The sequence below is a fragment of the Rhodococcus sp. KB6 genome (assembly GCF_001445685.1).
GTDB classification, from domain to species: Bacteria; Actinomycetota; Actinomycetes; order Mycobacteriales; family Mycobacteriaceae; genus Rhodococcus_F; species Rhodococcus_F qingshengii.
Window position 1 is genome coordinate 1 of record NZ_LNAK01000018.1, and the last position, 24,963, is coordinate 24,963.

Genomic DNA, 24,963 nt, shown 5'->3' on the forward strand with positions numbered 1-24,963 from the left:
GTGTTCCACAAAGGCAAGCTGCTCGAACGACCCATCGACATCTCACCCGCTGAGCCCGACGAATCAAGCGAAACGGAGGTCGCCTGAAACACCCTCATCCACAGGTCTTGACAATATCTCCGTCGCCTGCGTCGTGCTCGCTCTTGTTGATGTAGGCGGTGAGGTTCTCTGAGATGAACCGGTAGAACAGCATGCCGAGGACGTAAGACTTGAAGTCCCAACCGTCCACTGATCCGCGCAGGTCATTCGCGATACGCCAGATTGTCTTGTGCAGCTCCGCACGCTGGGCTTCGCTCGTGGTCGGTGTCATGCGTTCGTTCTCCTTGACCGCATGGAGGCGGCTCTTCAGTCATACCTGCGGGACAATCTCAACGTACCGGCGGGCACCGACATCGCGCGGGACGCTCGCCGCGAATGGCCGTTCGAGGCAACGGTCCAGGCGGTGACGAAGCCAGGACGGTCGGCGAATAAGCCGAGAGCGAGCTCCTGATCATCCTCATCGAGCAAAATGCAGGCATCACAGACGAGTGAGTAGCGTCCGAGCCTCGACGTCCAATAGCTCGGCGAGGGCGTCGACCGAATCCAAGGTAAGGTTGCGCTCTCCTCGATCGATGCTGGCGAGGTATTGGTCCAACCCGCCTTGCGGAATGACCACACCTGCACCCGGCGTATGGAGCTGACCTGCGGGCACATCGAGATCGTGACCTCAGGCACCCTCATCACGTTCAATCAACAGCTTGATGCCCGGAGTGCGCCATCATCCGCGGAGTGGTCAAAGCCGTCCGCATCGATGATCAGACCGGCGCTGATGCCGGAGCGTGCGGCGTCCACGGCCTGGTGCCTGAGTATTCACCGCTCACTGAGGAGCAGGGGAGCTCGAAAGCACATCGTTCAAACAGACGAGGGGCCTCGCCGCGGGCGGCCCCGGGCTGACTCACGAGCCATCGTCGGTACTCCACTCTACAAGACCCCGCCGGTACCGCGTGGCGCAACCTGCCAGCGGAGTTCGGTTCGTTGCAGACATGTCTCACGTCGGCACCACCAACTCATCGCGAGCTCTCAGGTGGACGAGATCACCCGAACGCCGGCGGACAGCGACTCGCACGATGAAGCCTCGCGTTTTGAGACATGCAGACGTTTGAGTCAGACGTGACTCAGTCTACGAGGTGGCAGGAAGCGGCTTCGACCTACTGAGCACTCGGATCCTCAAGCGAAAGAGTATCGGTCCTGGCATCCGCGCCCTGCGCCCAGGAGCGCGTAACCCCTGATGGTGTCTGGTTTTACGCGTGTCCAACATTCATGTCCGACGTGCACGACTAATGTCAGAACTGAGGACAAGCCGCGTCCGCGACACTGACAAAGGTGTTGATCTATCAGGCTTTTTAGACGTTGAAGCGGAACTCCACCACATCGCCGTCGGCCATGACGTATTCCTTGCCCTCCATGCGGACCTTGCCGGCAGCCTTGGCTGCGGCCATGGAACCGGCCTCGACGAGGTCGTCGAAGGACACGATTTCAGCCTTGATGAAGCCGCGCTCGAAGTCGGTGTGAATGACGCCGGCAGCCTGGGGCGCGGTGTCACCCTTGTGGATCGTCCAGGCGCGAGCTTCCTTCGGACCAGCCGTCAGGTAAGTCTGCAGTCCGAGGGTGTGGAAGCCGGTGCGCGCGAGAGCGTGCAGGCCGGGCTCGGTCTGACCGATCGAGTCGAGCATTTCCTGGCGATCTTCCTCGTCCAGCTCGAGCAGTTCCTGCTCGACCTTCGCGTCGAGGAACACGGCGTCGGCCGGAGCGACGGAAGCGCGCAGGTCCGCGATCTTCGCCTCGTCGGTGAGCACAGACTCGTCGGCGTTGAAGACGTACAGGAAGGGCTTGGTGGTGAGCAGGCTCAGTTCACGCAGCAGCGAGAAGTCGAGCTTGTCCTTGACGCTGAAGAGCGTCGTGCCCTCGTTGAGGAAGGCCTGAGCCTTGAGTGCCTCGTCGTGGGCCGGCTTGAGCTCCTTGTTCTTGCGAGCTTCCTTGTCCAGACGCGGGAGAGCCTTCTCCAAGGTCTGCATGTCGGCGATCACCAGCTCGGTCTCGATGACCTCGATGTCCGAGGCCGGGTCGACCTTGCCGTCGACGTGGATGACGTCGTCGTCGGCGAAGACGCGAACTACCTGGCAGATGGCGTCCGCTTCACGGATGTTGGCCAGGAACTTGTTACCCAGGCCTGCGCCCTCGGACGCTCCCTTGACGATGCCGGCGATGTCGACGAACGACACGGTCGCGGGGAGGATGCGCTCGGAGCCGAAGATCTCGGCGAGCTTCTGCAGCCGCGGATCGGGCAGCTCGACCAGACCGACGTTGGGTTCGATGGTCGCGAACGGGTAGTTCGCTGCCAACACGTCGTTGTTGGTCAGTGCATTGAAAAGGGTGGACTTGCCGACGTTGGGCAGTCCGACGATTCCGAGGGTAAGGCTCACGGTCTGTGGATTCTACGGCCTCGCGGCGACGTGACGGGTACTCGCCCCACCGTCACGTCGCGGCAGGTGATCAGTTGTAGGTATACGAATCGACGGACGACACGATCGCAACCAGGAAGATCACGTAGAACGCGATGAACAGCACCCAGCAGATGACGGCTATCAGGAGCGAAATCTGCCCGAGCTTCTTCACCCGCTCGGACGCGTACTGCGCGCCCTGGTGATCGCCCATCGCCCACTTCGGGTAGATGTCGTGGAGATGGTTGAACGCGGCGAACGCGATAGGCCAGAAGAAGATGATCGACGCGACGGCCCATCCCGCGTTGGACTTCGGCGGACCGTACTGAGGCGCCGCGTACGTGGGAGCAGCGCTGTACTGCTGGGCTGCGCTGTACTGCTGACCGGTCGGATACTGCTGTCCGGCTGAGTACTGCGGGTCGGTTGGGTACTGCTGGCCCGTCGGATATTCCTGGCCTGCTGAATATTGCTGACCGGCTGAATACTGCTGGCCCGCCGGATACTGCTGTTCCTTCGGATACTGCTGCTCCTTCGGATCCTGCGGGTCGGTCGGATATTGCGGTTCGGTCATGATTCCCCCAAAGAGTCGGATTCGGTTCTCTATCGCAGAACCTAGTGGAGACTTACCGCTGCCGTGTCACAGTGAGCGCCTACGCTCTCGAGGTGACTCGGATGCTGATCGTGCTCTTGATATGGATAGTGGGTCTCGGCACCGCCGCGCTCGCAATTGTCGCCTCGCCTGGATGGTGGGTGATCGCTGTCGTCACTCTCGCGCTGGCGGCGATGGGCACCTACGACCTCACTCAGAAGTCTCACAGCATCCTCCGTAACTATCCGGTCCTGGGGCACGCGCGATTCCTCCTCGAGAAGATTCGACCGGAGATCCAGCAGTACTTCGTCGAATCATCCACCGATGGAATGCCATTCGATCGCGAAACGCGAGATCTGGTTTACGAGCGGGCAAAGGGAACACTGGCGGAAGAGCCCTTCGGGACCGAGCGCGACGTCAATGCGATCGGCTACGAGTTCATGACGCATTCGATTCGCGCACGGACCGCCCCCGACACCGTTCCGCGAGTTCGCCTCGGCGGACGCGATTGCACGAAGCCGTACGACATCGCTCTCCTGAACGTCTCCGCGATGAGCTTCGGGTCGTTGTCCGCCAACGCAATCGAGGCCCTCAACGCCGGCGCCGCCAAAGGCGGTTTCGCTCACGACACCGGTGAAGGCGCGATCAGTCCGTATCACCGCAAACACGGCGGCGATCTGATCTGGGAAATCGCTTCGGGATACTTCGGATGCCGGACCGAGGACGGCCGATTCGATCCTGACCGTTTTGCCGAGCGCGCAGGCTCCGACCAGGTGAAGGCCATTTCGATCAAGCTCTCGCAAGGTGCGAAACCCGGGTTGGGTGGCGTGCTTCCCGGAGTCAAGGTCTCCCCCGAAATCGCCGAAACCCGCGGGGTACCCGTCGGCCAGACTGTGATTTCGCCACCCGCGCACACCGCGTTCAGCACCCCGGTCGAACTGGTCGATTTCATCGCGACCCTGCGAAAACTGTCGGGAGGCAAGCCGGTCGGGATGAAACTGTGTGTCGGCTCGCGTCGTGAATTCCTCGGAATCTGCAAGGCGATGATCGAACGCGGCATCACGCCCGACTTCATCATCGTGGACGGTTCCGAAGGCGGCACCGGCGCAGGTCCGGTGGAGTTCGAGGACCACATGGGCATGCCGTTGACCGAGGGCCTGATGCTGGTGCACAACGCTCTGGTGGGAACTGGTTTGCGCCCTCTCGTGAAAGTCGGCGCTTCCGGAAAGGTGGCGAGCGGTTCCGACATCGTCAAACGCATCATCCAGGGCGCAGACTTCACGATGGCGGCCCGCGCAATGATGTTCGCAGTGGGCTGTATTCAGGCCCAGATGTGCCACACCAACCGCTGCCCGGTCGGCGTTGCCACTCAGGATCCGGCACGCACCCGCGCACTCGACATCCCCGACAAGAGCGAGCGCGTCTACCGATTCCAGAAGGCAACCGTCGCCAGCGCGCAACAGATGATCGCGTCGATGGGCATCGATTCCTTCGACCAACTGCAACCGGGAATGCTCAACCGCCGCGTCGACGGTCTCACCACTCGCACCTATGCCGACCTGTTCGACTGGCTGATGCCGGGCGAACTGCTCGACTCCCCGCCGCAGAGCTGGCTCACCGATTGGATCGACGCCGACGCTCACCGATTCTGACGTCGGTCGACTCCCGCGTTTCAGATCGCGCGGATTCACCCTTCTGGTCCTACAGTGACAGATGGCCCGCTGTGACGGCGGCCACACGTGCACTAGTGGACGGAGTTCGACGATGAGCTTGACGACTGCGCCGGAACCAAATGTCGAGTACCTGAAAACCGATCCTGACCTGCCACCTGTCGGCGTCATCGACAAAACACCCATCTCCACGACTGCGCGCGTCGTCTTCCTTGTTCTCGGACTGGTCGGCGCGGGCGCCTGGTACATGATTGCGATCGTCCGCGGTGAACACATCAGCGCTGTGTGGTTCGTGTTGGCCGCAATCTGTACCTATCTGATCGCCTACCGCTTCTATGCGCGGTTGATCGAACGCAAGATCGTCAAGCCTCGCGACGACGTCGCCACTCCCGCCGAGATCATGGAGAACGGCGCCGACTACATGCCGACCGACCGTCGGGTGCTGTTCGGTCACCACTTCGCGGCAATTGCCGGTGCCGGCCCCCTGGTCGGACCCGTGTTGGCCGCGCAGATGGGATATCTTCCGGGAACGATCTGGATCATCGTCGGCGTCGTGTTCGCCGGGGCGGTGCAGGACTTCATGGTCCTGTGGATCTCGTCGAAGCGCCGCGGGCGCAGCCTCGGTCAGATGGCCCGCGAAGAACTCGGCCTTGTCGGCGGCGTCGCCGCACTGATCGGCGTGTTCGTCATCATGATCATCCTCATCGCGGTGCTCGGACTTGTGGTCGTCAATGCGCTCGCCGAGTCCCCGTGGGGAGTGTTCTCGATCGCGATGACCATCCCCATCGCGCTGTTCATGGGCGTGTACCTGCGGTATCTGCGGCCGGGCAAGGTTTCCGAGGTCTCCCTGATCGGCGTCGTCCTGCTTCTCCTTGCCATCGTCTCCGGCGGATGGGTTGCCGATACCGGTTGGGGCGCAGACTGGTTCACACTCTCGAAGGTCACCATCGCGTGGCTGATGATCGCGTACGGATTCGCCGCATCGGTGCTGCCGGTCTGGCTGCTCCTGGCACCGCGCGACTACCTGTCGACGTTCATGAAGGTCGGCACCATCGCGCTGCTGGCCATCGGAATTCTGGTCGCACGACCCGCTCTGAACATGCCGGCAGTGACGCCGTTCGCCTCCAACGGCGAAGGCCCGGCCTTTGCCGGTTCACTGTTCCCGTTCCTGTTCATCACCATTGCCTGTGGCGCACTCTCGGGCTTCCACGCACTGATCGCGTCCGGTACGACGCCAAAGCTGCTCGAGAAGGAAAGCCAGACCAAGATGATCGGGTACGGCGGCATGCTGACCGAATCGTTTGTCGCGATCATGGCTCTGGTCACCGCCTGCATCCTCGATCAGCACCTGTACTTCGCACTCAACGCTCCCGCGGCACTGACCGGTGGAACACCGGAAACCGCAGCCGAATACGTCAACAATCTGCCCCTCGGCACTGCCCCCATCACACCGGACGTGCTGACTCAGGCAGCCGAGGCCGTCGGCGAAGAATCGATCATCTCGCGAACCGGCGGCGCCCCGACGCTCGCGTTCGGAATGTCCGAAGTACTCAGCGACGTCTTCGGCGGCGACTCGCTGAAATCGTTCTGGTACCACTTCGCGATCATGTTCGAGGCGCTCTTCATCCTCACCACGATCGATGCCGGCACCCGCGTCGCTCGATTCATGCTCTCCGACTCGCTCGGCAACTTCGGCGGTCCGGCAAAGAAGTTCAAGGACCCGTCGTGGCGCATCGGCGCGTGGCTGTGCTCGCTGATCGTCGTCGCTGCCTGGGGCGCGATTCTGCTCATGGGTGTCACCGATCCGCTGGGCGGAATCAACACACTCTTCCCGCTCTTCGGCATCGCCAACCAGCTACTCGCCGCGATCGCACTGACGGTGGTCATGACGATCGTCATGAAGAAGGGCCTGTTCAAATGGGCCTGGATTCCCGGCGTGCCGCTGGTGTGGGACCTGGTCGTAACCATGACCGCGTCGTACCAGAAGATCTTCTCCGACAACCCCGCGATCGGGTACTGGGCTCAGCACAACGTGTTCAAGGACGCGAAGGCTGCCGGCGAGACGGCGCACGGTTCCGCGAAGACTCCGGAGGCCATCGATGCCGTCATTCGCAACACCTTCATCCAGGGCACGTTGTCGATCATCTTCGCGTCACTGGTGATCGTCGTGGTCATCGCCGGGATCATCGTATGTGCCAAGGCAATCCGAGCGGGCGGGCTGCCGACCACCGAGTCCCCTGAAGAACCGTCGAAAATCTTCGGACCCGCCAGCTTCATTCCGACGCCCGCGGAGAAGGAAATCCAGAAAGAATGGGACGAGCTGATCAAAGCCGGGAAAGTCCGGGCGCCCGGCGCCGCACACGGAGGTGGGCACTGACCATGACGACGGCGACCATGACGGCAAAACTCACCACAGCGTTCCGCGGAACGCTGTGGTGGGTTCGCTCGGTGATGGGTGATCTCGACTATCAGCGCTACGTCGAGCACACCCGACGCCACCACGCCGACTCACCGGTGATCAGCGAACGAGAGTTCTGGCGCCGCCGACACGCAGCAGCCGACGCCAACCCAGGCGCCCGCTGCTGCTGAATCCGGTCAGGGGCAGGTGGCCTTCGCGAGTTCGTAAATGTGGCCGGCCTGCTCGTCGGTGGGCTTGTTGCCGTTGTTCTCGGCCAGGTCGGTGATCTTGGTCTTGACCTCCGCCTCGTCCGTGCCGTTGGCGACCTCGGTACACGTGGTCGTCAAGATCTCCTCGATGTCTGCGTCGTCGCGGTTCTCCGCCAACGGTGCGTAAGCCCCACGGAACGTGGCGACGAACAGCGCCGTCTTGCCCTGATCGATGGCGTTGCCCGCTGACTGTTTCGCCGTCTCGAGCGCCTGTTGCCCGCTCGTGACTGCCTCGCTGATCTTGTTCTGCGCGTTGTCCTGATCCTCGGTGCTACACGCGGTGAGCCCGAGAACGACGATTGCTGCTGCCCCGACTGCTGCTGCGATTCTCATGACGGAAATGTTAGTCCGATCAGCATGCTTCAAAACACAGTATTGCAGCGCAACACACGAGTTATCGCATGCAGTCGTTACGATCAGCTCAGCTAGATCACCGGATTCGCACATCGGCGAGGAGATCCCTGCGCCGACGGAAAGGACGATCAGTGAGCGAGCAAGACAAGGGGACGTCCGCAGGGGTGCGCAAGCGCGACCGCGGCGAGATCATCGGGCAAGGGGGTATGTGGCTCGCAAAATGGTCGTTGGTGTTGGCGTCGATTTCGCTGGGCGCCTGGATTTTCGGCTGGCTGATCGAAAAGCTCTGGGTCATCATCCTGCCGGTGGCTCTGGCTATCGTTGTTGCGACAGTCATGTGGCCGCCGACCCGCGGCATGATCAAGCGCGGTATGCCACCGGCCGCGGCAGCCGGCATCACCCTGGTGCTCTCGATCGGAATCCTGGCCGGTGTGATCGCCGGCATCGTTCCGTCAGTGGTCAGCCAGGCCCCCGAGCTCGCGAACAAGACCACCGAGGGCATCAACCAGGTTCAGGACTGGCTCCAGGGTCCGCCGCTGAACCTGAAGGACGACCAGATCGACAACGCCGTCCATGCCGTCATCACCAAGGTGCAGGAAAGTGGAACCGCCATCGCTTCAGGCGTTTTCAGCGGCGTGAGCACAGCGAGCTCGTTGTTGGTCACGCTCGGTTTGGTCCTGATTCTCGCTTTCTTCTTCATCAAGGACGGACCGAGGTTCATCCCCTGGCTCCACGCTGTCGGCGGCGGCCGCGCCGGTCGGCATCTCGAAGAGGTCCTCACCCGCATGTGGGACACGCTCGGCGGATTCATCAGGACACAAGCACTGGTGAGTCTGATCGACGCGGTCTTCATCGGCGCCGGACTGCTGATACTCGGGGTCCCGCTGGCACCGGTGCTGGCAATTCTCACGTTCATCGGTGGCTTCATCCCGATCGTCGGTGCCTTTGTCGCCGGCGCCCTGGCCGTGTTGGTTGCGCTGGTGGCCAACGGTCTCACCACCGCCATCATCGTGTTGATCATCATCCTGGCCGTTCAGCAGATCGAAGGAAACGTCCTTCAGCCTGTGCTGCAGAGCAAGTCGATGAAACTCCACGCCGTCATCGTGCTGCTTGCCGTGGCCGCCGGTAGCTCGCTGTACGGCATCGTCGGCGCGTTCCTCGCAGTGCCCGTCGCCGCTGTGGCAGCAGTTGTCATCCGGTACATCGGCGAGCAGATCGACGAACGCGCAAGCGACAACGAGCCGATGCCCGCCGGCGATGCGTCGGACATCCTCGAGGATCAAGACGACGACGCCGAGTCAGAGGTAGAGAACAAAAAGGCCTGATCAGCCCGCGATCACCTTCACCGAGGAGCCTGCACGTCCGCGAATGACGTGCAGGCGACTCGGGATTCGCTGCCTCATCTCGTCCACGTGACTGACGATGCCCACCACTCGTCCACCGTCGCGAAGCTCATCCAACACAGCCATCACCGAGTCGAGGGTGTCGGCGTCGAGAGTGCCGAATCCTTCGTCGATGAACATCGTGTCGAGAACGATTCCGCCGGACTCCGCCGCAACCACATCGGCAAGTCCGAGGGCCAAAGACAATGACGCCAAGAATGATTCACCGCCCGAGAGCGTCTTCGCCGAGCGAACGACACCCGTGAAGTCGTCCCGGATGTCGAGCCCCAGACCGCCGCGGCGACCCCGAGAACCTGCCTCGTCACTGTGCACGAACTCGTATCTGCCCCCGGACATCCGCTGCAGCCGAACCGATGCCGACACCGCGATCTCTTCCAACCGCGACGCGAGTACATAAGCCCTCAGCGACATCTTGCGACTGTTCTGCCCTTTACCGGCGATCACGTCGGCGAGGGCCGCGAGTTCGTCGTGCAGTTCCCGCTCAGGTGCAACCGCTTCGTATGCCTTCTCGAGTTGTCCGCTGAACCGTTCGAGATCCGACACACGGTTCTCGGCCAGGGAAGCAGCTGCAACAGCCGAGTTCACCACCTCGGCGCACTGAAGAGCACGCTCGCGAGGACCGTCGACGTCGACTGTCTCGACTTCGCTCACCGCAACGACCTCGGGGTCGTCGAGGACCGTCCGAGCGGCCACCTCGAGGTCGCGTGCTTTGGCGAGTTCCGTTTCGATCGCTGCGATTCGGGCCGGCGATCTCACCCCTTCGATCGCAGCCTCGACCGAATCGAATCCAGCAGCGGCCGCCGCAGCGGCCAGTTTGGTCGACAGTTCCGCCGATCGCGCCTGCGCACGAACGGCGTCGTCACGCATCTCAGACGCCGCCGAGGCAGCGGAGGCAAGCCTTTCGAACCGCGAGCGCTGAGCAGCGATGGTCGAATCTTCTCCCACCGCAGCGACGATCGCCGCTCGAATCTGCTCGACCGTGGCCGACAGAGTCGTCGTACGCTCGGTCAGTGCCGCCAATTCGGCCGTCAGAGAAGCGGATTCCTGTTGCAGCTCGCCGTCACGCTCGTTGAGATGCCCGAGCTTGTCGGCCAACCCTCCAACCTGACCGGCAGAGTGGGTCGCCTCGTCAACGGCGTTCCGAGCCGCGGCGCGGAGCCTGTCGAGTTCTGCGACGTCGCCGTCCCCGCCGCGGGCGATCACCCGGTCGATGTCACGGTCGACGGTTACCTGGCGGTCGACTACCTTGCTCAGGGCTTTCTCGGCCGCACGCTCGGCTGCGGACGCGACTTCCAGATCGGGCTCGGTGACCGTCACGACATCAGACTGCGCCGGCGCAGGGTGTTCACGCGAACCACACACCTGGCATGGGTCACCGGGCGCGAGTGAACTCGCCAACTCCGCAGCCATGCCCTCGATACGCTTCTGCACGAGGTCGAGCCAGCGCCCGCGAGCACTCTGATGGGCGTCGCGCGCATCCAACACCTGCACACGAATCTTCTCGGCTTGCGCACGCAGAGAGACGAATTCATGAGCCGCTGCCGCAGCATCCGATGCTTTGGCCAGTGCAGCTTCGAGGCCGGGCAGAGCCGCGTGCGCGCGTTGCGCATCCTCCAGTCGTTGGCCGGCCGAGCGCACCATTTCTGGCAGTTGAGTGCGTTCAACCGCGATGGCATCGATGCGCTCGGACAGAGCGTCTCGCCGAACTCCGAGTTTCTCGATCTCGGCTTCTGCCGCATCGGCTCTGCGAGCATCCTCCGCCATTGCGTCCAGGCGAACGATCTCGTCACGCCAGGTCCGGATCCGAGCTACGACGCGTTGACGCTCGTCGTCGGTGGGTGGCCACACCTCCGGCACGAAAATCTCCGGACCGCCCGTTGCGGAGTAGGTCGACATCGCTGCGGTCATCGATTCGAGTGCGGCAGCGAGGTGCAAGCCGGCAGCGTCCACATCGCCGGCGACAGCGGCCACCGGCAGTGCGCGCTTGGCGGTCTCGAGTTCAGCGCCGATCACAGCTCTTTGGGCGGCGCCCGTATTGAATGCTGCGAGTTCAGCGGTCGCACGATTACGACGAGCGACCAGATCTGCGGTTCGCTGCGCCGCCGACAGAACCCGATTAGCCTCGGCTGCTGCATCTTTCGCGGTCACCAGCTCCGCAAGACTTGTATCGCGGGTGTCCTGAGCCTCGGCGAGGAGTTTGCGCGACCATTCCAGTGGGTGTGCCTCGGCGCCTACCTCGAGTCCCGCAGCTGTCTCGACCTTCGCGAGCAGCAGCCGCACGGATTGCTCCCTGGCCGCGAGCGCGGTCGCACTTGCCTTTCGCTTGGCGTCGAACCATGCCTCGACGGAGACAAAACGCTTGGTGTCGAACAGACGCTCGAGCAGTTTGCCTCGCTCGTCACTCTCGGCACGCAGGAATTTGGCGAACTCACCCTGCGGCAAGAGCACCACCTGGAAGAACTGATCAGCGCTCATGCCCATGAGGCGGTTGATCTCGTCACCGATGTCAGGGATGCGCGAAAGATTCTCGCCGCGGCCGTCCAACCACGTCAGTGTGGCCTTTGCATTCTCGGTGATCGAACCGGTGCCACGCTTCTTCGGGCGCGAATACTCTGGACTACGAACAAGTTTGATTCTGCGACCACTGATGGTCGCTTCGAGTTCCACGCGCGGCACCGAACCGGCGGGCGCGTGATCGGACAGTAGCCGTTTGCCCTCGTTGCGCGTACCCGGCACCCGCCCGTACAGGGCAAACGCAACCGCGTCGAGGATCGTGGTCTTGCCTGCCCCGGTGTCACCGTGCAGAAGGAACAGCCCGTCTGCACCCAAACGGTCGAAGTCGACTTCGACCGTGTCGGCGAAGGGCCCGAAAGAGCTGACTTCGAGTTTGTGCAGCCTCACGCGGTTTCACTCAGTTCTACCGTGGACTCCTCGGCGCGCGCGGCAGCGCTGAGCGCTTCGGCCATCAACGTGACCTCACGCTCGGACGGGTCACTACGCACTGCCGAGACAAAGCCGCGGGCGATCTCCATGTCGGATCGACCCCGTACCGCGTCACGGTACTTGAGATCCGATTGCCCTTCCGGCCTTTGCCATTCGAGATGAACGGCAAAGGGAAAACGCGCCTGAAGTTGCCTCATGGCATCGACGGGACGAACCGGATCAGTGAGCAATGCGGAGAGGTAGCACTGCTCGGAATCGGTGTACTTCGACTCACCGAGTAGTTCCTCGAGAGTTCCCGTCACCTGGCTCAGCCCCCGAATGACCGGGAGATCCAGGCGCTGCACCGACGACAGGCCGGCTGCGTCGAGTTCTATCAGCAGCGCCGCCTTACGGTGGCTGCGCTCACCGAACGAATACGGCAACGGTGAACCTGAGTACCGCACACTCTCCGAGAGCATCTGCGGAGAATGCAGGTGTCCGAGGGCGACATAGTCGACGCCGTCGAATTCGCCCACTGCGACGGTCTCCAGTCCGCCGACCGAGATGGAGCGTTCCGATTCAGAGGCCTCACCGCCCACGACGAAGGCATGGGCGAGCAATACCGATCGAGTCGCGGGGTCGGCAGCCGTTCGTTCGGCGAGATCTCGCCGAACACGCGACATGGCCGCTCCGAGGATGTCGGAATGAGTACGAGCCCGGGGCACGTCCAACTCCACGCGCGTGATCTCCGGCTCGAGGTACGGAATCCCGTAAAAGGCGACAGGACCGAACTGATCGCTCAGCATCACCGGAGTACCGATCTGGCCGACGCGAGTGATCAAGTGCAAGCCGCCGGCAGCGGCAAAGGATGCCCCGGCTCCGAGCCGCACCGCGGAATCGTGATTGCCGGACGTCGCGACGATGACCGCCCCCGCCGCCCGGATTGCCTCGAAGCCTCGATTGCACACGGTGACCGCGTCGGAACTGGGAATCGAGCGGTCGTAGATGTCACCGGGCACGACCACGACGTCGACGCCGTGTTCGCGGACGGAATCTGCGATGGAACCGAGCACACTCGCCTGATCGGCCAACAGATCGACGCCGTGAAAGGTGCGACCTATATGCCAATCGGAGGTGTGCAGAATCTTCATGAATCCGACGGTAGAGCAGCCCACCGACACCGCCGATCTCCCACGCTGACGGCTTCGTCGGTGTGCCCCAACCCACGAGCGTCCGGTGACCCTGCACACAATCCGTCCGGTTCGTTTGACGAAGAACCCGAAACCATCGCGCCATCGCGTCGATAAATGCGCCAGCCACGACCCGCACAAACACGGCCGACAACGCAAGAACCGCTAATGTCGTTATGTGTCTGCAACCCAACGTGCTCGCTCCGGGGTACCGCTGGACAAGCGATCGCTCATCGTGACCGTCCCCGGCCTGCCCTGGTGGGGAGTGATCCTGCTTGCTGCCGGTGTGACCGCCGTCGGCGTACTGATCGATGCCACCGGAGGCGGCGGAGAGCTCACCGCGGTGTTCTCGACGTTCTACTTCCTGGGCTGTCTCTTCGCTGTGGTTGCCGCTTCGAACAAGGCCCTCTTCACCGCGATGGCCCAACCGCCGTTGCTGCTCTTCGCTGCGGTGCCGATCGGGCACACGCTCATCGGCAAGGACAACAGCACCGCGCTGCGCGATATCGCGATCAACATCGCGTATCCGTTGGTCAACCGCTTTCCGATCATGTTGGCCGCAACCGTGGTCGTGCTGATCATCGGTGGCTTCCGATACTTCCTGCTCAATCAGCGCCCCACCGGACCCGCGCGCTCGACCCGCTCCCGCCGCTCGGCGGCCACCACTCGTGACTCCTCTGCAGCTGCCACGCGAGAACAACCCGCACCCGAGACCGGGCGTCGACGCAGAGTCTCGGACGCGCCCGTCCCCGGGCCCCCGCGTCGCCGCGCCCCCGAGGTGGACGAGCAGCCCGCCTACCGAAGCACCCCCAGGCGCGAGCCGATCCAGGACGAGCGTCCGCTGCCGCCTCGGAGAAGCCCTCAGCCACCCAGGGTCGATCGCACGCACCAACCGCCTACGCGTCGCCCCCAGCCCGACAGTCGGCCCGTGGCAGACGACGACTACCCGTCGTACGGTCGCCGCCGGGCGCCCGAGCCCACTCCGTCGCCCAGACGTGAGGAGCGGATGGAGCCCTTCTTCGCTTCGGGTGACGACGTATCGCCGCCGCTGCCCCCTCGCCGCCGCCCACCCGGAGTCGATCTTCCCGCGTATCCGCCGCCGCGAGTTCGGTACCGCGATCGCGAAGAGCCCTGAACAGACGCGCCCGGTAGCACAAAAATGCGGGGCACCTTCCAGATGGAAGGTGCCCCGCATTTTCTTGTTTCAGGACGTGCGCGCTGCTCGCAATTCACGGGGAAGGGCGAACACCAGAGTCTCGTTGGCAGTGGTGACGGGTTGAACGTCGTTGTATCCGTGCTCGGCAAGAAGTTCGATCACGCCGCGCACGAGCACCTCGGGTACCGATGCGCCTGACGTGATGCCGACTGTCTGGACACCCTCGAGCCACGCGAGATCGACCTCACGGGCGTAGTCGACCAGGTACGACGCGGCAGCGCCCGCCCCGAGCGCGACCTCGACCAGGCGAACCGAGTTGGACGAGTTCCGCGAACCCACCACGATCACGAGATCGCACTCGGGAGCCATCGCCTTGACCGCGACCTGACGGTTCTGCGTGGCGTAGCAGATGTCGTCGGACGGCGGGTCCTGCAGATTGGGGAAGCGCTCACGCAGGCGCGCGACGGTCTGCATCGTCTCGTCGACGCTCAGTGTGGTCTGGGAAAGCCAGATGACCTTCGACTCGTCACGAACCGTGACCGCGTCGACCGAATCCGGGCCGTCGACGATGGTGACGTGATCGGGAGCCTCACCTGCGGTGCCCTCGACCTCCTCGTGGCCTTCGTGGCCGATGAGCAGAATGTCGTAATCGTCGCGGGCGAATCGCTTTGCTTCCTGGTGCACCTTCGTGACCAGGGGGCACGTTGCGTCGATCGTGCGCAGGTTCCGCTCGGCAGCCGAGTCGTGGACGGCCGGCGACACACCGTGCGCCGAGAACACGAGCAACGATCCCTCGGGAACCTCGTCGGTTTCGTCGACGAAGATCACGCCTTGATCTTCGAGCGTCTCGACGACGTGGCGATTGTGGACGATCTCCTTACGCACGTAGATGGGTGCGCCGTGCTTCTCGAGGGCCTTCTCGACGGTCTCGACCGCGCGGTCGACGCCGGCGCAGTAGCCGCGAGGCTCGGCGAGGAGCACGCGCTTGGCGCTGCCCTTGCGGGTGGACGGCGAATCAGCCGAGTGCGCGATACCGAGATTGAGAGGAACAGCCGAAGACATGTGACCAGCCTACTGGCACCTCGAACGTGAGACACTCCGGCAAACGTGAACACCTCGGTTTCGGGCTCCGATCGAAGGTTCCGAAGTAAACGAGTACGGCCGTCACAGGCAAGTCGGCTACCGATTGTCGGAGCTTTGCGGCAAGCTGTGGGAATGATCCGACCACCGTTCGTGGCGCGCGTTGCCGCGGGACTCGCCGTCACCGCGATGGAAGAGGCAAAGAAGTTGCCCACCACCGCCGTCGCCCTGCCGATGACCGCCGTGAGCCAGATGCTGCAGACAAGCATGCGCGTGCAGCAGTCGATCACCTCGTTGGCCATCAAGGGCGATCAGGCATTTGCACTGATCAACTGGTCTTCCGAGGACGAACAGCCCGAGTGGGCGGTCTTCGACGAAGACGTCGACGCGCCTGCTGACCCGACGTCTTCCACCGGATCGACCACCGCTGACACCCCGACCAACGCCGGTCGCTTCGCGCTCTACTCGCTCGAGCCGACTGCCCCCATCGAGGAACCCGCACCCGTCGCCGAGTCCGAATCCACGGCAGCTACGACGGACGGACCTGCCGAAGAGCCCGAGATCGTCACCGAACTCGACTACCCCAACCTCACACTCGCACAGCTCCGTGCGCGCATCCGGACGCTCAGCATCGACGAGCTGACCGCAGTCCTGGACTACGAGAATGCGACGCTCGCCCGGGCACCGTTCCAGACCATGCTCACCAACCGCATCACCACAGCCAAGGCAAAGTGACTTCCGCAACGCCCCCCGCTTCATCGCAGCGATCGTCCGGCGCCAGCAGCGCTGAGCAGCCGTGGCCGGTCCGCACGGTTTCCGCCAAGGTCGCCGGCTGGATCGATCGGCTCGGCAGCATCTGGGTCGAAGGCCAGATCACCCAGATCAATGCACGCCCCGGCACCCGAACGGCCTTTCTCGTCCTGCGTGATCCGTCGGCAGACATGTCGCTGTCGATCACGTGCTCACCGCAGTTGTTGCACAACTCCCCGGTGCCGTTGACCGAGGGCTCGCGTGTCGTGATGTTCGGCAAGCTCTCGTTCTACACCGGACGCGGAACGGTGTCGTTGCGTGTCACCGAGATTCGCGCCGTGGGTATCGGTGAGCTGCTTGCCCGCATCGAGAGACTGCGCGCCTTGCTCGCCGCCGAGGGCTTGTTCGATCCGCGGCTCAAACGGCCGCTTCCGTTTCTGCCCGGCACGATCGGCCTGATCACGGGCCGAGCCAGTGCGGCCGAGAAGGATGTCGTCTCAGTCGCCCATCGTCGTTGGCCAGCAGTTGCCATCGCAGTGCGTAACACCGCGGTTCAGGGCCCGACTGCTGTTCCCCAGATCATCGAAGCGCTGAAGGAACTCGACGCCAACCCGGTAGTCGACGTCATCATCCTCGCTCGCGGCGGCGGTAGCGTCGAGGATCTCCTGCCGTTCTCCGACGAAGCGCTGTGCCGCGCCATCGTGGCCTGCACGACGCCGATCGTCAGTGCCATCGGACACGAGCCGGACAGCCCGCTCAGTGACCACGTCGCCGACCTGCGCGCAGCCACACCCACGGACGCGGCCAAGCGCGTCGTACCCGACGCGGTTGCGGAAGCTGCCCTGGTTGCGGATCTGCGTGACCGCAGCGCTGCGGCACTGCGCAGCTGGGTCAAGCGTGAGTCTCATCTGATCGAACAGTTGCGCACTCGACCGGTCATGGCATCGCCGCTGCTCGCGGTGGACCGTCGCGCCGAGGAGGTCGAAAGGCTCCAAGCCGCCGGGCGACGCGATGTGACTCGGTTGATCGACTCCGAGTCCCGAACGATCGAGCATCTGCGCGCCCGGCTCACCACGCTGGGCCCCGCCGCGACGCTGGCCCGCGGGTACGCAGTCGTGCAACGTGTTGTCGCCGATGGCGATCCGGAGGTTCTGCGCTCGGTCGAGGACGCGCCACCCGGTACCCAGATTCGAGTTCGACTTGCAGACGGCGCCGTTCGCGCCGCAGTGATGGGAAGAGAAAAATGAGCAACGCCACCGACACCGACATCAACGAACTCGGCTACGAAGCAGCCCGGGACGAACTGGTGAGCGTCGTGAAGATTCTCGAACAGGGCGGTCTGGACCTCGACGCGTCACTCTCACTGTGGGAGCGAGGCGAAGCGTTGGCCAAGCGCTGTGAAGAGCACTTGGCCGGCGCGAGGGCCCGCGTCGAAAAGGCTCTGGCCGAAGCGGACGAGTAGCGTCCGCTCCGACCGCAAATCCTATGGCGTGATCGGCTGCGCTGCGCCGACCTTCTCGGCAAGTATCCGGAACTCTTCCGGCGTCGCCGCGCCCGTGAGCAACAGGCGAACATCCCCGACGTCCGTGACCCAGATCGACTCGACACCTTCGCCGCCGAAGACGTTCCACGTATCGGCACCGACGGTCTCGACTCCGGTCGCGAATCGCTGTCCACCGGCAACATGTGACACCAACGGGAATTCCTCGGCGTTGCTCTGTGTCAGCTGGATGTAGCGACCACTGGTCGTGATGAATCCCACAGTGCTCGAATCTCCGCCGCCGTCGCCGGAGATGATCTTGCGACTGCCGGAGTTCGGAGTCCACCCGTCCGGAACACCGGGATTACGGATGGGAAATCCGAGTTCCTTCGCGTCGTAGTTCAGAGCTGCGTCCACGTCGACGCTCGGGATAGGCCCCTGTGTCGGGCCGCCAGGACTGAACGTGCACTGGCTGGCGATGCCCGCAATGATGATGCAGAACAGCACCAACGGTACGAGAGACCAGACCATGTCTTTGTTGTCTTCGAGAATGCGGGGTTTCTTCGATGCCACACCCCCAGTATCCAGGTACTGCGCAGTAGATACGATTCCCGGTCCCCCTCGAGCGAGACAAAACGTCTCTGCGGCGACCCGACAGCGCACGTAGCCGCTCCCATCTGGGACAATGACGCCTGAAGAAACCACTGCGTCGACACACCCCGTCGACCGCGACCGCGCCAGGAGGCACCGCACATGACGGCCAGCAGCACTCATCGTGAGACCCCGGACCGTAACCTCGCACTCGAATTGGTCCGAGTCACCGAAGCCGGTGCTATGGCTGCCGGCCGCTGGGTAGGCCGCGGCGACAAGGAAGGCGGCGACGGAGCAGCCGTCGACGCCATGCGTCAGCTCGTCTCGTCAGTCTCGATGCGCGGCATCGTCGTCATCGGTGAAGGCGAGAAGGACGAAGCGCCGATGCTGTTCAACGGCGAAGAGGTCGGAAACGGCGACGGCCCCGACTGTGACTTCGCCGTCGACCCGGTCGACGGCACCACCTTGATGTCCAAGGGCATGCCCAACGCGATCTCTGTTCTGGCTGTTGCCGAGCGCGGCGCGATGTTCGATCCGTCGGCCGTGTTCTACATGGAGAAGATCGCTGTCGGGCCGGATGCCGCAGATGTCATCGACATCAGCGCACCGATCGCCGAGAACATCAAGCGCGTGGCCAAGGTCAAGAAGGCGTCGGTCTCCGACATCACGATCTGCATCCTGGACCGCCCGCGTCACAACCAGCTGATCCAGGACGTTCGCGACACCGGCGCTCGTATCCGTCTGATCTCCGACGGTGACGTTGCCGGCGCGATCGCCGCAGCGCGTCCGGAGTCCGGCACCGACATGCTCGTGGGCATCGGCGGAACGCCAGAGGGCATCATCGCCGCAGCAGCCATGCGCTGCATGGGTGGATCGTTGCAGGGCAAGCTGGCCCCCACCGACGACGAAGAGCGTCAGAAGGCCATCGACGCCGGTCACGATCTCGATCGGATCCTGTCCACCGAAGATCTCGTCTCGGGCGAGAACGTCTTCTTCTGCGCCACCGGCGTCACCGACGGTGACCTCCTGCGCGGCGTCCGCTACTACGGCGGCGGCGCCAGCACGCAGTCCATCGTGATGCGTAGCAAGTCCGGCACCGTTCGCATGATCGACGCGTACCACCGTCTCGAGAAGCTGCGCGAGTACAGCTCCGTCGACTTCGACGGCGAAGAGGGCGCGGTTCCCCCGACGTTCTGATGGGCTCCGCCCCGTGAGTGGTTAGGGAGTCCCTGCATTCCTCAACCGCTCACGGGGGACGTAGTCCCCTACCCGCTCTCGAAAAGTGGCAATGTGGAGCCATGACGGAGAGCAACGATCAACAGTTCCGAATCGAACACGACACCATGGGCGAAGTTCGGGTGCCCATCGACGCACTGTGGCGAGCACAGACCCAGCGTGCAGTCGAGAACTTCCCGATCAGCGGGCGCCCGCTCGAGCGCACCCAGATCCGCGCAATGGGCTTGCTGAAAGCAGCGTGTGCGCAGGTCAACAAGGACCTCGGACTCCTCGACGCGGACAAGGCCGACGCAATCATCGCCGCCGCGAACGAGATCGCCGAAGGCAAGCACGACGATCAGTTCCCCATCGACGTCTTCCAGACCGGCTCGGGAACCAGTTCGAACATGAACGCCAACGAGGTCATCGCATCCATCGCGAAGGCCGCCGGTGTGGACGTACATCCCAATGATCACGTCAACATGTCGCAGTCCTCCAACGACACCTTCCCCACCGCCACGCATGTCGCAGCTACCGAAGCAGCGGTCACCGATCTTGTTCCGGCACTGGAACATCTGCATGCTGCGCTTGCCACGAAGGCGACCGAGTGGAAGACCGTCGTCAAATCCGGGCGCACCCATCTGATGGACGCTGTGCCGGTCACGCTCGGTCAGGAGTTCGGCGGCTACGCACGTCAGATCGAGGCCGGCATCGAGCGCGTCAACGCAACACTCCCCCGCCTCGGCGAGCTGCCGATCGGCGGAACAGCAGTCGGCACCGGTCTCAATGCTCCGGATGGATTCGGCCCCAAAGTTGTTGCCGAACTGGTCAAGTCGACCGGTGTCGACGCGCTGACTCCGGCGAAGAACAGCTTCGAAGCGCAGGCCGCGCGTGACGGACTGGTCGAGGCATCGGGCGCGCTGCGGACCATCGCCGTCTCACTGACGAAGATTGCCAACGACATTCGGTGGATGGGATCGGGTCCGCTGACCGGACTCGGCGAGATCGCACTCCCCGATCTGCAGCCGGGAAGCTCCATCATGCCCGGAAAGGTGAACCCGGTCCTGCCCGAGGCAACCACTCAGGTTGCGGCTCAGGTGATCGGAAACGACGCCGCCATCGCGTGGGGTGGCGCCGCCGGAGCTTTCGAACTCAACGTCTACATCCCGGTCATGGCCCGCAACCTGCTGGAGTCGTTCACCTTGCTGGCCAACGTCTCTCGACTGCTCGCCGACAAGTGCGTCAGCGGACTGGTCGCGCACGAGGAGCACCTCAAGACACTCGCCGAATCGTCGCCGTCGATCGTGACGCCCCTCAACTCGGCAATCGGTTACGAGGAAGCCGCAGCCGTCGCGAAGCAGGCGCTCAAAGAGAAGAAGACGATCCGTCAGGTCGTCATCGAGCGCGGACTCGTCCCGGACAAGCTGAGCGAGGAAGAACTCGACAAGCGTCTCGACGTTCTGGCGATGGCGAAGGTCAAGGACTGAACAAACAAAAGAGTGGCGGTTTCCACTTCGGAAACCGCCACCCTTGCACTCACACCGCAGCGGTTGCCCGCCACTCGTCGGTGCGATCGGGGCTCGCCTCGGCCAATGCCTTCAACGTCGCTTCTCGATCGAAGTCCTTGCCGTACACCGGAGTTCCCGGCTGCTGACGCCAGGAATCGTCGATCGTTCCCGCATCGACGGGATCGAAGCCCAACTGATTGATCAGATCGAAGACGACCTGCTTGTTCGCGTCGTCGTCGCCGGCGACGGGTAGCGCAATGCGCCCCTCTGCACCTTCGGGAAGCCCCTTCTCGAGGAGATGCTTCCACCAGATTCCGTTGAACGCCTTGAACACCGGTACACCCAGGTGTTCCTGCACCCATCCGCTTTCGGTCTGTCCGTCCTCGATGGCGGCGATCAGACCGTCACGCTGTTGCGGGTAGTAGTTGTTGGTCTCGATGACCGGGGCACCGGCGACCGCACCGCTGAGAATCCCCGCCGGTAGATCAACCACGTTCTTCTGCGGAATGCTCACGATGACCAGCTCGGCACCCTCGGCGGCCTCGGTGCTGCGGACTGCCTTCGCACCCGTCTCGGCTTCCAGTTCTGCAAGCGTGTCCGGTGTCCGCGAGTTCGAGACGCGCACGTCGTGACCGAGCGCAGCGAGCCTACGTGTGAGCGTGCCACCGATCTGACCGGCTCCGATGATTCCGATGCGCATGATCCTGCTCCTTCGTCGTGTGGAGTGGCGATCGCGCCACCGCTGCATTCGTCAACGACGAGAACGCACCGGGTCATTCCGCACCGGCCATTTCAACTCCCGTTGATTCAATCGGTTGACGAATCGAGTGCGAGTTTGATGCGAACACTGACCGGGTCGGTCTGCAATCCGCGAAAGGCAGAGGCCGTCAGCGCCGATCTGATCTTCCCCGACGCAAATGTCTTCACCCGCGCCGGCACGTCGTCGTCCGGCATGATCTGGGCCTGTCCGTCCACCCACTCGCCGCGGCGACGGATCCGAACCTTCGGCGTCGCAGAGATATTGGCACCCCACCCCGTGCCGGTGCCATGCTGCGCAATGACCCACGCCTCGTCACCGTCGTAGGTGATCGCAACGGGCACTCGGCGGGTCAGACCGGTTCGGCGTCCAACCGTCTCGATCTCGGTCATCAACGACGGCATCAAACCGATCCGATTCAATCCGGTGACCAGCGGATTGGCGAAATACTTCCCGACTGCGACTTCGATTCTTCGTTTTCGTGCAACTGACGTCGGTACCGGCATGTCGTTTCCTCTCCTCCGAAGCTGGTGCTCGAAGCAACAGCTCTATACCGCACGATATAACCACTGTTCGGGGAGTTTTGCCACCAAGAATCTCCGTCGATACCCACCACCTGCACACAACACTTGACTGTGTCTGTCGGTTACATCTAGTCTCAGATTCGTTCCTATACCGATCGACATACTGGGAGGCAGTGATGAACACACCTCGAGACGCCTCGTTGCCATGACCGGCCCGCAGACGCGTTGTCCGATCGCCGCAGCGCGTCGCAAGTGGGGAGTACCAAGAGAATCAGCGGCACCAGATGATTCGAACAGCACTGCGATTGCATACGATGGCGGGATGGCCGACTCCGATTCCCGCACTCTGATGCTGGTCGGCGCCATCAATGCCTTCCGTGAACACGGGATCGCGACGACCTCGCTCACCGAGATCGTCGAACGCTCGGGAGCTCCCCGAGGGTCGGTGTACCACTACTTTCCCGAGGGCAAAGGACAGCTGGCCGGCGAAGCAGTTGCCTACTTCGGCCGGGGCGTCAGTGCCGCCATCAGTTCGATGATCGCTCAGTCTTCCCCACCGGAGATCATCGACGCGGTTGTCACGATATTTCGAAACAGCTTGGTAGAGAGCGATTTCACCTCCTCCTGTCCGGTCGCAGCCGCGGCAGTGGAGGGCGCGTCGACGCTGGCGGCATTAACTGCTGCGGGCGAATCCTTCACCTCGTGGGAATCGCTTCTCACATCGTTCTTCTGGCAGCAGGGACAGCCGTCCGAGACTGCAGCACAGTGGGCAACCGTCGTGATCGCGTCAATCGAAGGCGCGACGCTGATGGCAAAAGCTCAGCACACCACGGCGCCTCTCGATCGCATCGGCGCTCACCTCAAGGCTCTGGTCTCGGCCCCGAGCTGACCAACCCTCTTTCTTCCAACCGCTGCTGCCGTCCGCGCAGGAGCAGAGATGGCGTACAAACATGTCTCACACACTTGCACCGGCGCCCTCGGCGCCCATGATGACCAAGTCCCGTCGATTCACTGCGCTGATCTTCATCTGCCTCGCCGAACTCCTTGTCGTGCTGGACAACACAGTGGTCAACGTCGCATTGCCGACGATGAGCGTCGACTTGTTCGCCAGCGTCAGCGACCTGCAATGGATCGTCGACGCGTACACGTTGACCTTCGCCGGGTTCCTACTCACTTTCGGCCACCTGGGTGACCGCTTCGGACGCCGCCGAGTGATGATCATCGGCTTGATCGGCGTCGGTGCGATGTCGCTCGTCGGCGCTTTGGCTTCCAACCTCGAACAGGTGATCATGGCGCGAGCCGCCATGGGTGTCTTTGCCGCAGCGGTCTTTCCGGCTACATTGGCCATGATCACCAACATCTTCACCGACGCCAGAGAACGAGCCATCGCCATCGCGGCCTGGACCGCAATGGCCGGCTTCGCGATTGCCATCGGCCCGACTGCGGGCGGCTGGCTTCTCGAGCACTTCTCCTGGCACTCGGTGTTCTGGATGAACGTTCCGGCAGCACTGTTGGTCATCGTGGGTGTGCTGCTGGTTGTTCCGGAATCGAAGGCGCTCCACGTCGGCCGATTCGATTTCGTCGGAACAATCTTGTCGCTCCTCGGCATCGTCATTCTGGTGTGGACCATCATCGACGCACCACATCGCGGATGGGTGTCGACATTCAGCATCACGGGATACCTCTCTGCGACAGTGTTGTTGGCCGCATTCGTAGCATGGGAACTGCGCACCGACGCGCCGATCCTGAACATGAATCTCTTCCGAATCCGGCGGTTTTCTTTCCCCGCCTTGGCTATTGCTGTCAGCTACTTCAGCATGTTCGGATTCTTGTTCCTGATCACGCAGTACTTCCAGGGCGTTCGGGAGTACTCGCCGCTCGAATTCGGCATCCACTCTTTGCCTTTCGCTGCAGCTGTCGCCGTGGGCGCCCCAGTCGCCACCTTGGCGGCACAGAGACTCGGCACGACTGCAGTGATGGTGTTCGGCCTCCTGGTACTCAGCGGCGGGATGTTCCTGGCGGGTCGGACGACCGTCGAGACGCCCTACCTCGGACCCGTCGTGATCTCGATGGTCCTCATGGGTCTGGGCCTCGCAATTGTCCAGGGACCGGCGACCGACTCCATCATGTCCTCGGTGCCCCTCGACGAAGCGGGCGCAGGTTCGGCAGTCAACGACACGACGCGTGAGCTCGGCGGGACCCTGGGTGTCGCCGTCATCGGTTCGATCGTCGCCTCGTACTACACGTCCAAGGTGGCTCCGATCGTCGACGCCATTCCCGACGCCGTGATGTCGGCGCAGGAGAAAGGCTTCGCTCGTGAGTCCGTGCTCAGCGTCATCGAGATCCGCTCCCGCGACATCAGTCCGCTCTTCGAGCAGCAGAAGGACAGTCTGATCTACACGATGAAGACCGCATGCCTGGAAGGTTTCGCCATCGCGTCGTACTTCACGGTCGGAGCAGCATTGATCACCGCTCTGCTGGTCGCGTTGTTGCTCCCTTGGAAGCCGGTCACGGAAGGCTCCATTCTCGGCAGTCTGACAACCAAGACCCCGAAGTAGCTACAAGGTTTCCCGATTTGTCCCAATATCAGCCCGCCGTTCCCCGATACTGGGTTGACCGAGTGGTAC

Annotated in this window: 22 protein-coding genes and 1 pseudogene; 12 read left to right on the forward strand and 11 right to left on the reverse strand. The window is 63.1% G+C overall.

Annotated elements, in window-relative coordinates; all coding sequences use genetic code 11:
* Positions 1 to 121: 121 nt before the first annotated feature.
* From ASU23_RS03235 to ASU23_RS03250, 4 genes and pseudogenes are all read right to left on the reverse strand, one after another.
* A pseudogene (locus ASU23_RS03235) lies at positions 122 to 310 on the reverse strand (type I restriction-modification system subunit M N-terminal domain-containing protein); the annotation flags it as partial.
* A 207-nt stretch (positions 311 to 517) separates the two neighbouring features.
* Positions 518 to 691 carry a hypothetical protein gene (locus tag ASU23_RS34460; RefSeq protein WP_216637112.1) on the reverse strand — a complete coding sequence of 58 codons (174 nt, stop codon included), beginning with the start codon at positions 689 to 691 and terminating at the stop codon, positions 518 to 520.
* A gap of 691 nt (positions 692 to 1,382) precedes the next feature.
* Positions 1,383 to 2,462, reverse strand: a complete 1,080-nt coding sequence (gene ychF / locus ASU23_RS03245) for a redox-regulated ATPase YchF (protein ID WP_058037238.1) — start codon at positions 2,460 to 2,462, stop codon at positions 1,383 to 1,385.
* Positions 2,463 to 2,532: 70 nt separating this feature from the next.
* A complete protein-coding gene (locus ASU23_RS03250; protein ID WP_050656010.1) occupies positions 2,533 to 3,054 on the reverse strand; it encodes a CD225/dispanin family protein in 522 nt (173 codons plus the stop codon).
* A gap of 89 nt (positions 3,055 to 3,143) precedes the next feature.
* On the opposite strand from ASU23_RS03250, the gene ASU23_RS03255 reads away from it, so the two are divergent.
* The 3 genes from ASU23_RS03255 to ASU23_RS03265 all read left to right on the forward strand — a co-directional run bounded on the left by ASU23_RS03255 (position 3,144) and on the right by ASU23_RS03265 (position 7,328).
* Entirely contained in the window at positions 3,144 to 4,721 is a 1,578-nt protein-coding gene (locus ASU23_RS03255) for an FMN-binding glutamate synthase family protein (protein ID WP_037132028.1), read from the forward strand.
* Positions 4,722 to 4,833: 112 nt separating this feature from the next.
* Positions 4,834 to 7,116 carry a carbon starvation CstA family protein gene (locus ASU23_RS03260; RefSeq protein WP_007726338.1) on the forward strand — a complete coding sequence of 761 codons (2,283 nt, stop codon included), beginning with the start codon at positions 4,834 to 4,836 and terminating at the stop codon, positions 7,114 to 7,116.
* A 17-nt stretch (positions 7,117 to 7,133) separates the two neighbouring features.
* Complete coding sequence (locus ASU23_RS03265; protein WP_030536248.1) at positions 7,134 to 7,328, forward strand: YbdD/YjiX family protein; 195 nt, start codon at positions 7,134 to 7,136, stop codon at positions 7,326 to 7,328.
* 6 nt (positions 7,329 to 7,334) lie between these two features.
* Here the strand turns inward: ASU23_RS03265 and ASU23_RS03270 are convergent, their stop codons facing one another.
* Positions 7,335 to 7,739: a hypothetical protein gene (locus tag ASU23_RS03270; RefSeq protein WP_003945253.1), complete on the reverse strand. Its 405-nt coding sequence runs from the start codon at positions 7,737 to 7,739 to the stop codon at positions 7,335 to 7,337.
* A 152-nt stretch (positions 7,740 to 7,891) separates the two neighbouring features.
* Between ASU23_RS03270 and ASU23_RS03275 the strand changes: the two genes are divergently transcribed.
* On the forward strand, positions 7,892 to 9,085 hold the full coding sequence (locus tag ASU23_RS03275; RefSeq protein ID WP_003945249.1) for an AI-2E family transporter: 1,194 nt from the start codon (positions 7,892 to 7,894) through the stop codon (positions 9,083 to 9,085).
* On the opposite strand, the gene ASU23_RS03280 is transcribed toward ASU23_RS03275, so the two are convergent.
* The gene (locus ASU23_RS03280) at positions 9,086 to 12,064 is read right to left on the reverse strand and encodes an AAA family ATPase (protein WP_058037239.1); all 2,979 of its coding nucleotides are present in this window, start codon (positions 12,062 to 12,064) and stop codon (positions 9,086 to 9,088) included.
* Positions 12,061 to 13,236: an exonuclease SbcCD subunit D gene (locus tag ASU23_RS03285; RefSeq protein ID WP_058037240.1), complete on the reverse strand. Its 1,176-nt coding sequence runs from the start codon at positions 13,234 to 13,236 to the stop codon at positions 12,061 to 12,063. Before ASU23_RS03285 ends, ASU23_RS03280 begins: the two co-directional genes overlap by 4 nt.
* A gap of 217 nt (positions 13,237 to 13,453) precedes the next feature.
* Here ASU23_RS03285 and ASU23_RS03290 point away from each other — a divergent pair, with 217 nt between their 5' ends.
* On the forward strand, positions 13,454 to 14,410 hold the full coding sequence (locus ASU23_RS03290) for a DUF6542 domain-containing protein (protein WP_042448843.1): 957 nt from the start codon (positions 13,454 to 13,456) through the stop codon (positions 14,408 to 14,410).
* A 69-nt stretch (positions 14,411 to 14,479) separates the two neighbouring features.
* On the opposite strand, the gene ASU23_RS03295 is transcribed toward ASU23_RS03290, so the two are convergent.
* A complete protein-coding gene (locus tag ASU23_RS03295) occupies positions 14,480 to 15,493 on the reverse strand; it encodes a 4-hydroxy-3-methylbut-2-enyl diphosphate reductase (protein ID WP_003945273.1) in 1,014 nt (337 codons plus the stop codon).
* Positions 15,494 to 15,646: 153 nt separating this feature from the next.
* Here ASU23_RS03295 and ASU23_RS03300 point away from each other — a divergent pair, with 153 nt between their 5' ends.
* From ASU23_RS03300 to ASU23_RS03310, 3 genes are read left to right on the forward strand one after another with little or no spacing between them, the layout of a single operon-like run.
* Entirely contained in the window at positions 15,647 to 16,246 is a 600-nt protein-coding gene (locus tag ASU23_RS03300; RefSeq protein ID WP_134932325.1) for a lipid droplet-associated protein, read from the forward strand.
* Positions 16,243 to 17,508, forward strand: a complete 1,266-nt coding sequence (gene xseA / locus ASU23_RS03305) for an exodeoxyribonuclease VII large subunit (protein WP_003945258.1) — start codon at positions 16,243 to 16,245, stop codon at positions 17,506 to 17,508. Before ASU23_RS03300 ends, xseA begins: the two co-directional genes overlap by 4 nt.
* The gene (locus tag ASU23_RS03310) at positions 17,505 to 17,723 is read left to right on the forward strand and encodes an exodeoxyribonuclease VII small subunit (RefSeq protein WP_003945276.1); all 219 of its coding nucleotides are present in this window, start codon (positions 17,505 to 17,507) and stop codon (positions 17,721 to 17,723) included. The genes xseA and ASU23_RS03310 overlap by 4 nt, the downstream gene beginning before the upstream one ends.
* Positions 17,724 to 17,744: 21 nt before the next feature.
* Here ASU23_RS03310 and ASU23_RS03315 read toward each other — a convergent pair whose 3' ends face one another.
* Complete coding sequence (locus ASU23_RS03315; protein WP_003945206.1) at positions 17,745 to 18,314, reverse strand: DUF4245 domain-containing protein; 570 nt, start codon at positions 18,312 to 18,314, stop codon at positions 17,745 to 17,747.
* A gap of 180 nt (positions 18,315 to 18,494) precedes the next feature.
* Between ASU23_RS03315 and glpX the strand changes: the two genes are divergently transcribed.
* Both glpX and ASU23_RS03325 read left to right on the forward strand, forming a co-directional pair.
* Positions 18,495 to 19,529 (forward strand): class II fructose-bisphosphatase, encoded by a 1,035-nt coding sequence (glpX, locus tag ASU23_RS03320; protein ID WP_003945202.1) that lies wholly within the window; start codon positions 18,495 to 18,497, stop codon positions 19,527 to 19,529.
* Positions 19,530 to 19,630: 101 nt separating this feature from the next.
* Positions 19,631 to 21,034, forward strand: coding sequence for a class II fumarate hydratase (locus ASU23_RS03325; protein WP_058037241.1), 1,404 nt, complete (start codon positions 19,631 to 19,633; stop codon positions 21,032 to 21,034).
* 49 nt (positions 21,035 to 21,083) lie between these two features.
* Here the strand turns inward: ASU23_RS03325 and ASU23_RS03330 are convergent, their stop codons facing one another.
* Complete coding sequence (locus tag ASU23_RS03330; RefSeq protein ID WP_082661311.1) at positions 21,084 to 21,803, reverse strand: NADPH-dependent F420 reductase; 720 nt, start codon at positions 21,801 to 21,803, stop codon at positions 21,084 to 21,086.
* Between the two features lie 59 nt (positions 21,804 to 21,862).
* Positions 21,863 to 22,318 carry a nitroreductase family deazaflavin-dependent oxidoreductase gene (locus tag ASU23_RS03335; RefSeq protein WP_042920867.1) on the reverse strand — a complete coding sequence of 152 codons (456 nt, stop codon included), beginning with the start codon at positions 22,316 to 22,318 and terminating at the stop codon, positions 21,863 to 21,865.
* A 340-nt stretch (positions 22,319 to 22,658) separates the two neighbouring features.
* On the opposite strand from ASU23_RS03335, the gene ASU23_RS03340 reads away from it, so the two are divergent.
* Together ASU23_RS03340 and ASU23_RS03345 are read left to right on the forward strand one after the other, a co-directional pair.
* Positions 22,659 to 23,225, forward strand: a complete 567-nt coding sequence (locus tag ASU23_RS03340; RefSeq protein WP_058037243.1) for a TetR/AcrR family transcriptional regulator — start codon at positions 22,659 to 22,661, stop codon at positions 23,223 to 23,225.
* 97 nt (positions 23,226 to 23,322) lie between these two features.
* Positions 23,323 to 24,894 carry an MFS transporter gene (locus ASU23_RS03345; RefSeq protein WP_058037244.1) on the forward strand — a complete coding sequence of 524 codons (1,572 nt, stop codon included), beginning with the start codon at positions 23,323 to 23,325 and terminating at the stop codon, positions 24,892 to 24,894.
* Positions 24,895 to 24,963 lie beyond the last annotated feature (69 nt).

Excerpts from the sequence above, each read along its gene's own strand:
- ASU23_RS03260 (WP_007726338.1), top strand. The coding sequence starts at position 4,834 with ATGAGCTTGACGACTGCGCCGGAACCAAATGTCGAGTACCTGAAAACC.
- ASU23_RS03265 (WP_030536248.1), top strand. The coding sequence starts at position 7,134 with ATGACGGCAAAACTCACCACAGCGTTCCGCGGAACGCTGTGGTGGGTT.
- ASU23_RS03270 (WP_003945253.1), bottom strand. The coding sequence starts at position 7,739 with ATGAGAATCGCAGCAGCAGTCGGGGCAGCAGCAATCGTCGTTCTCGGG.
- ASU23_RS03285 (WP_058037240.1), bottom strand. The coding sequence starts at position 13,236 with ATGAAGATTCTGCACACCTCCGATTGGCATATAGGTCGCACCTTTCAC.
- ASU23_RS03295 (WP_003945273.1), bottom strand. The coding sequence starts at position 15,493 with ATGTCTTCGGCTGTTCCTCTCAATCTCGGTATCGCGCACTCGGCTGAT.
- ASU23_RS03300 (WP_134932325.1), top strand. The coding sequence starts at position 15,647 with ATGATCCGACCACCGTTCGTGGCGCGCGTTGCCGCGGGACTCGCCGTC.
- ASU23_RS03310 (WP_003945276.1), top strand. The coding sequence starts at position 17,505 with ATGAGCAACGCCACCGACACCGACATCAACGAACTCGGCTACGAAGCA.
- glpX (WP_003945202.1), top strand. The coding sequence starts at position 18,495 with ATGACGGCCAGCAGCACTCATCGTGAGACCCCGGACCGTAACCTCGCA.
- ASU23_RS03325 (WP_058037241.1), top strand. The coding sequence starts at position 19,631 with ATGACGGAGAGCAACGATCAACAGTTCCGAATCGAACACGACACCATG.
- ASU23_RS03330 (WP_082661311.1), bottom strand. The coding sequence starts at position 21,803 with ATGCAGCGGTGGCGCGATCGCCACTCCACACGACGAAGGAGCAGGATC.
- ASU23_RS03335 (WP_042920867.1), bottom strand. The coding sequence starts at position 22,318 with ATGCCGGTACCGACGTCAGTTGCACGAAAACGAAGAATCGAAGTCGCA.
- ASU23_RS03340 (WP_058037243.1), top strand. The coding sequence starts at position 22,659 with ATGGCCGACTCCGATTCCCGCACTCTGATGCTGGTCGGCGCCATCAAT.
- ASU23_RS03345 (WP_058037244.1), top strand. The coding sequence starts at position 23,323 with ATGATGACCAAGTCCCGTCGATTCACTGCGCTGATCTTCATCTGCCTC.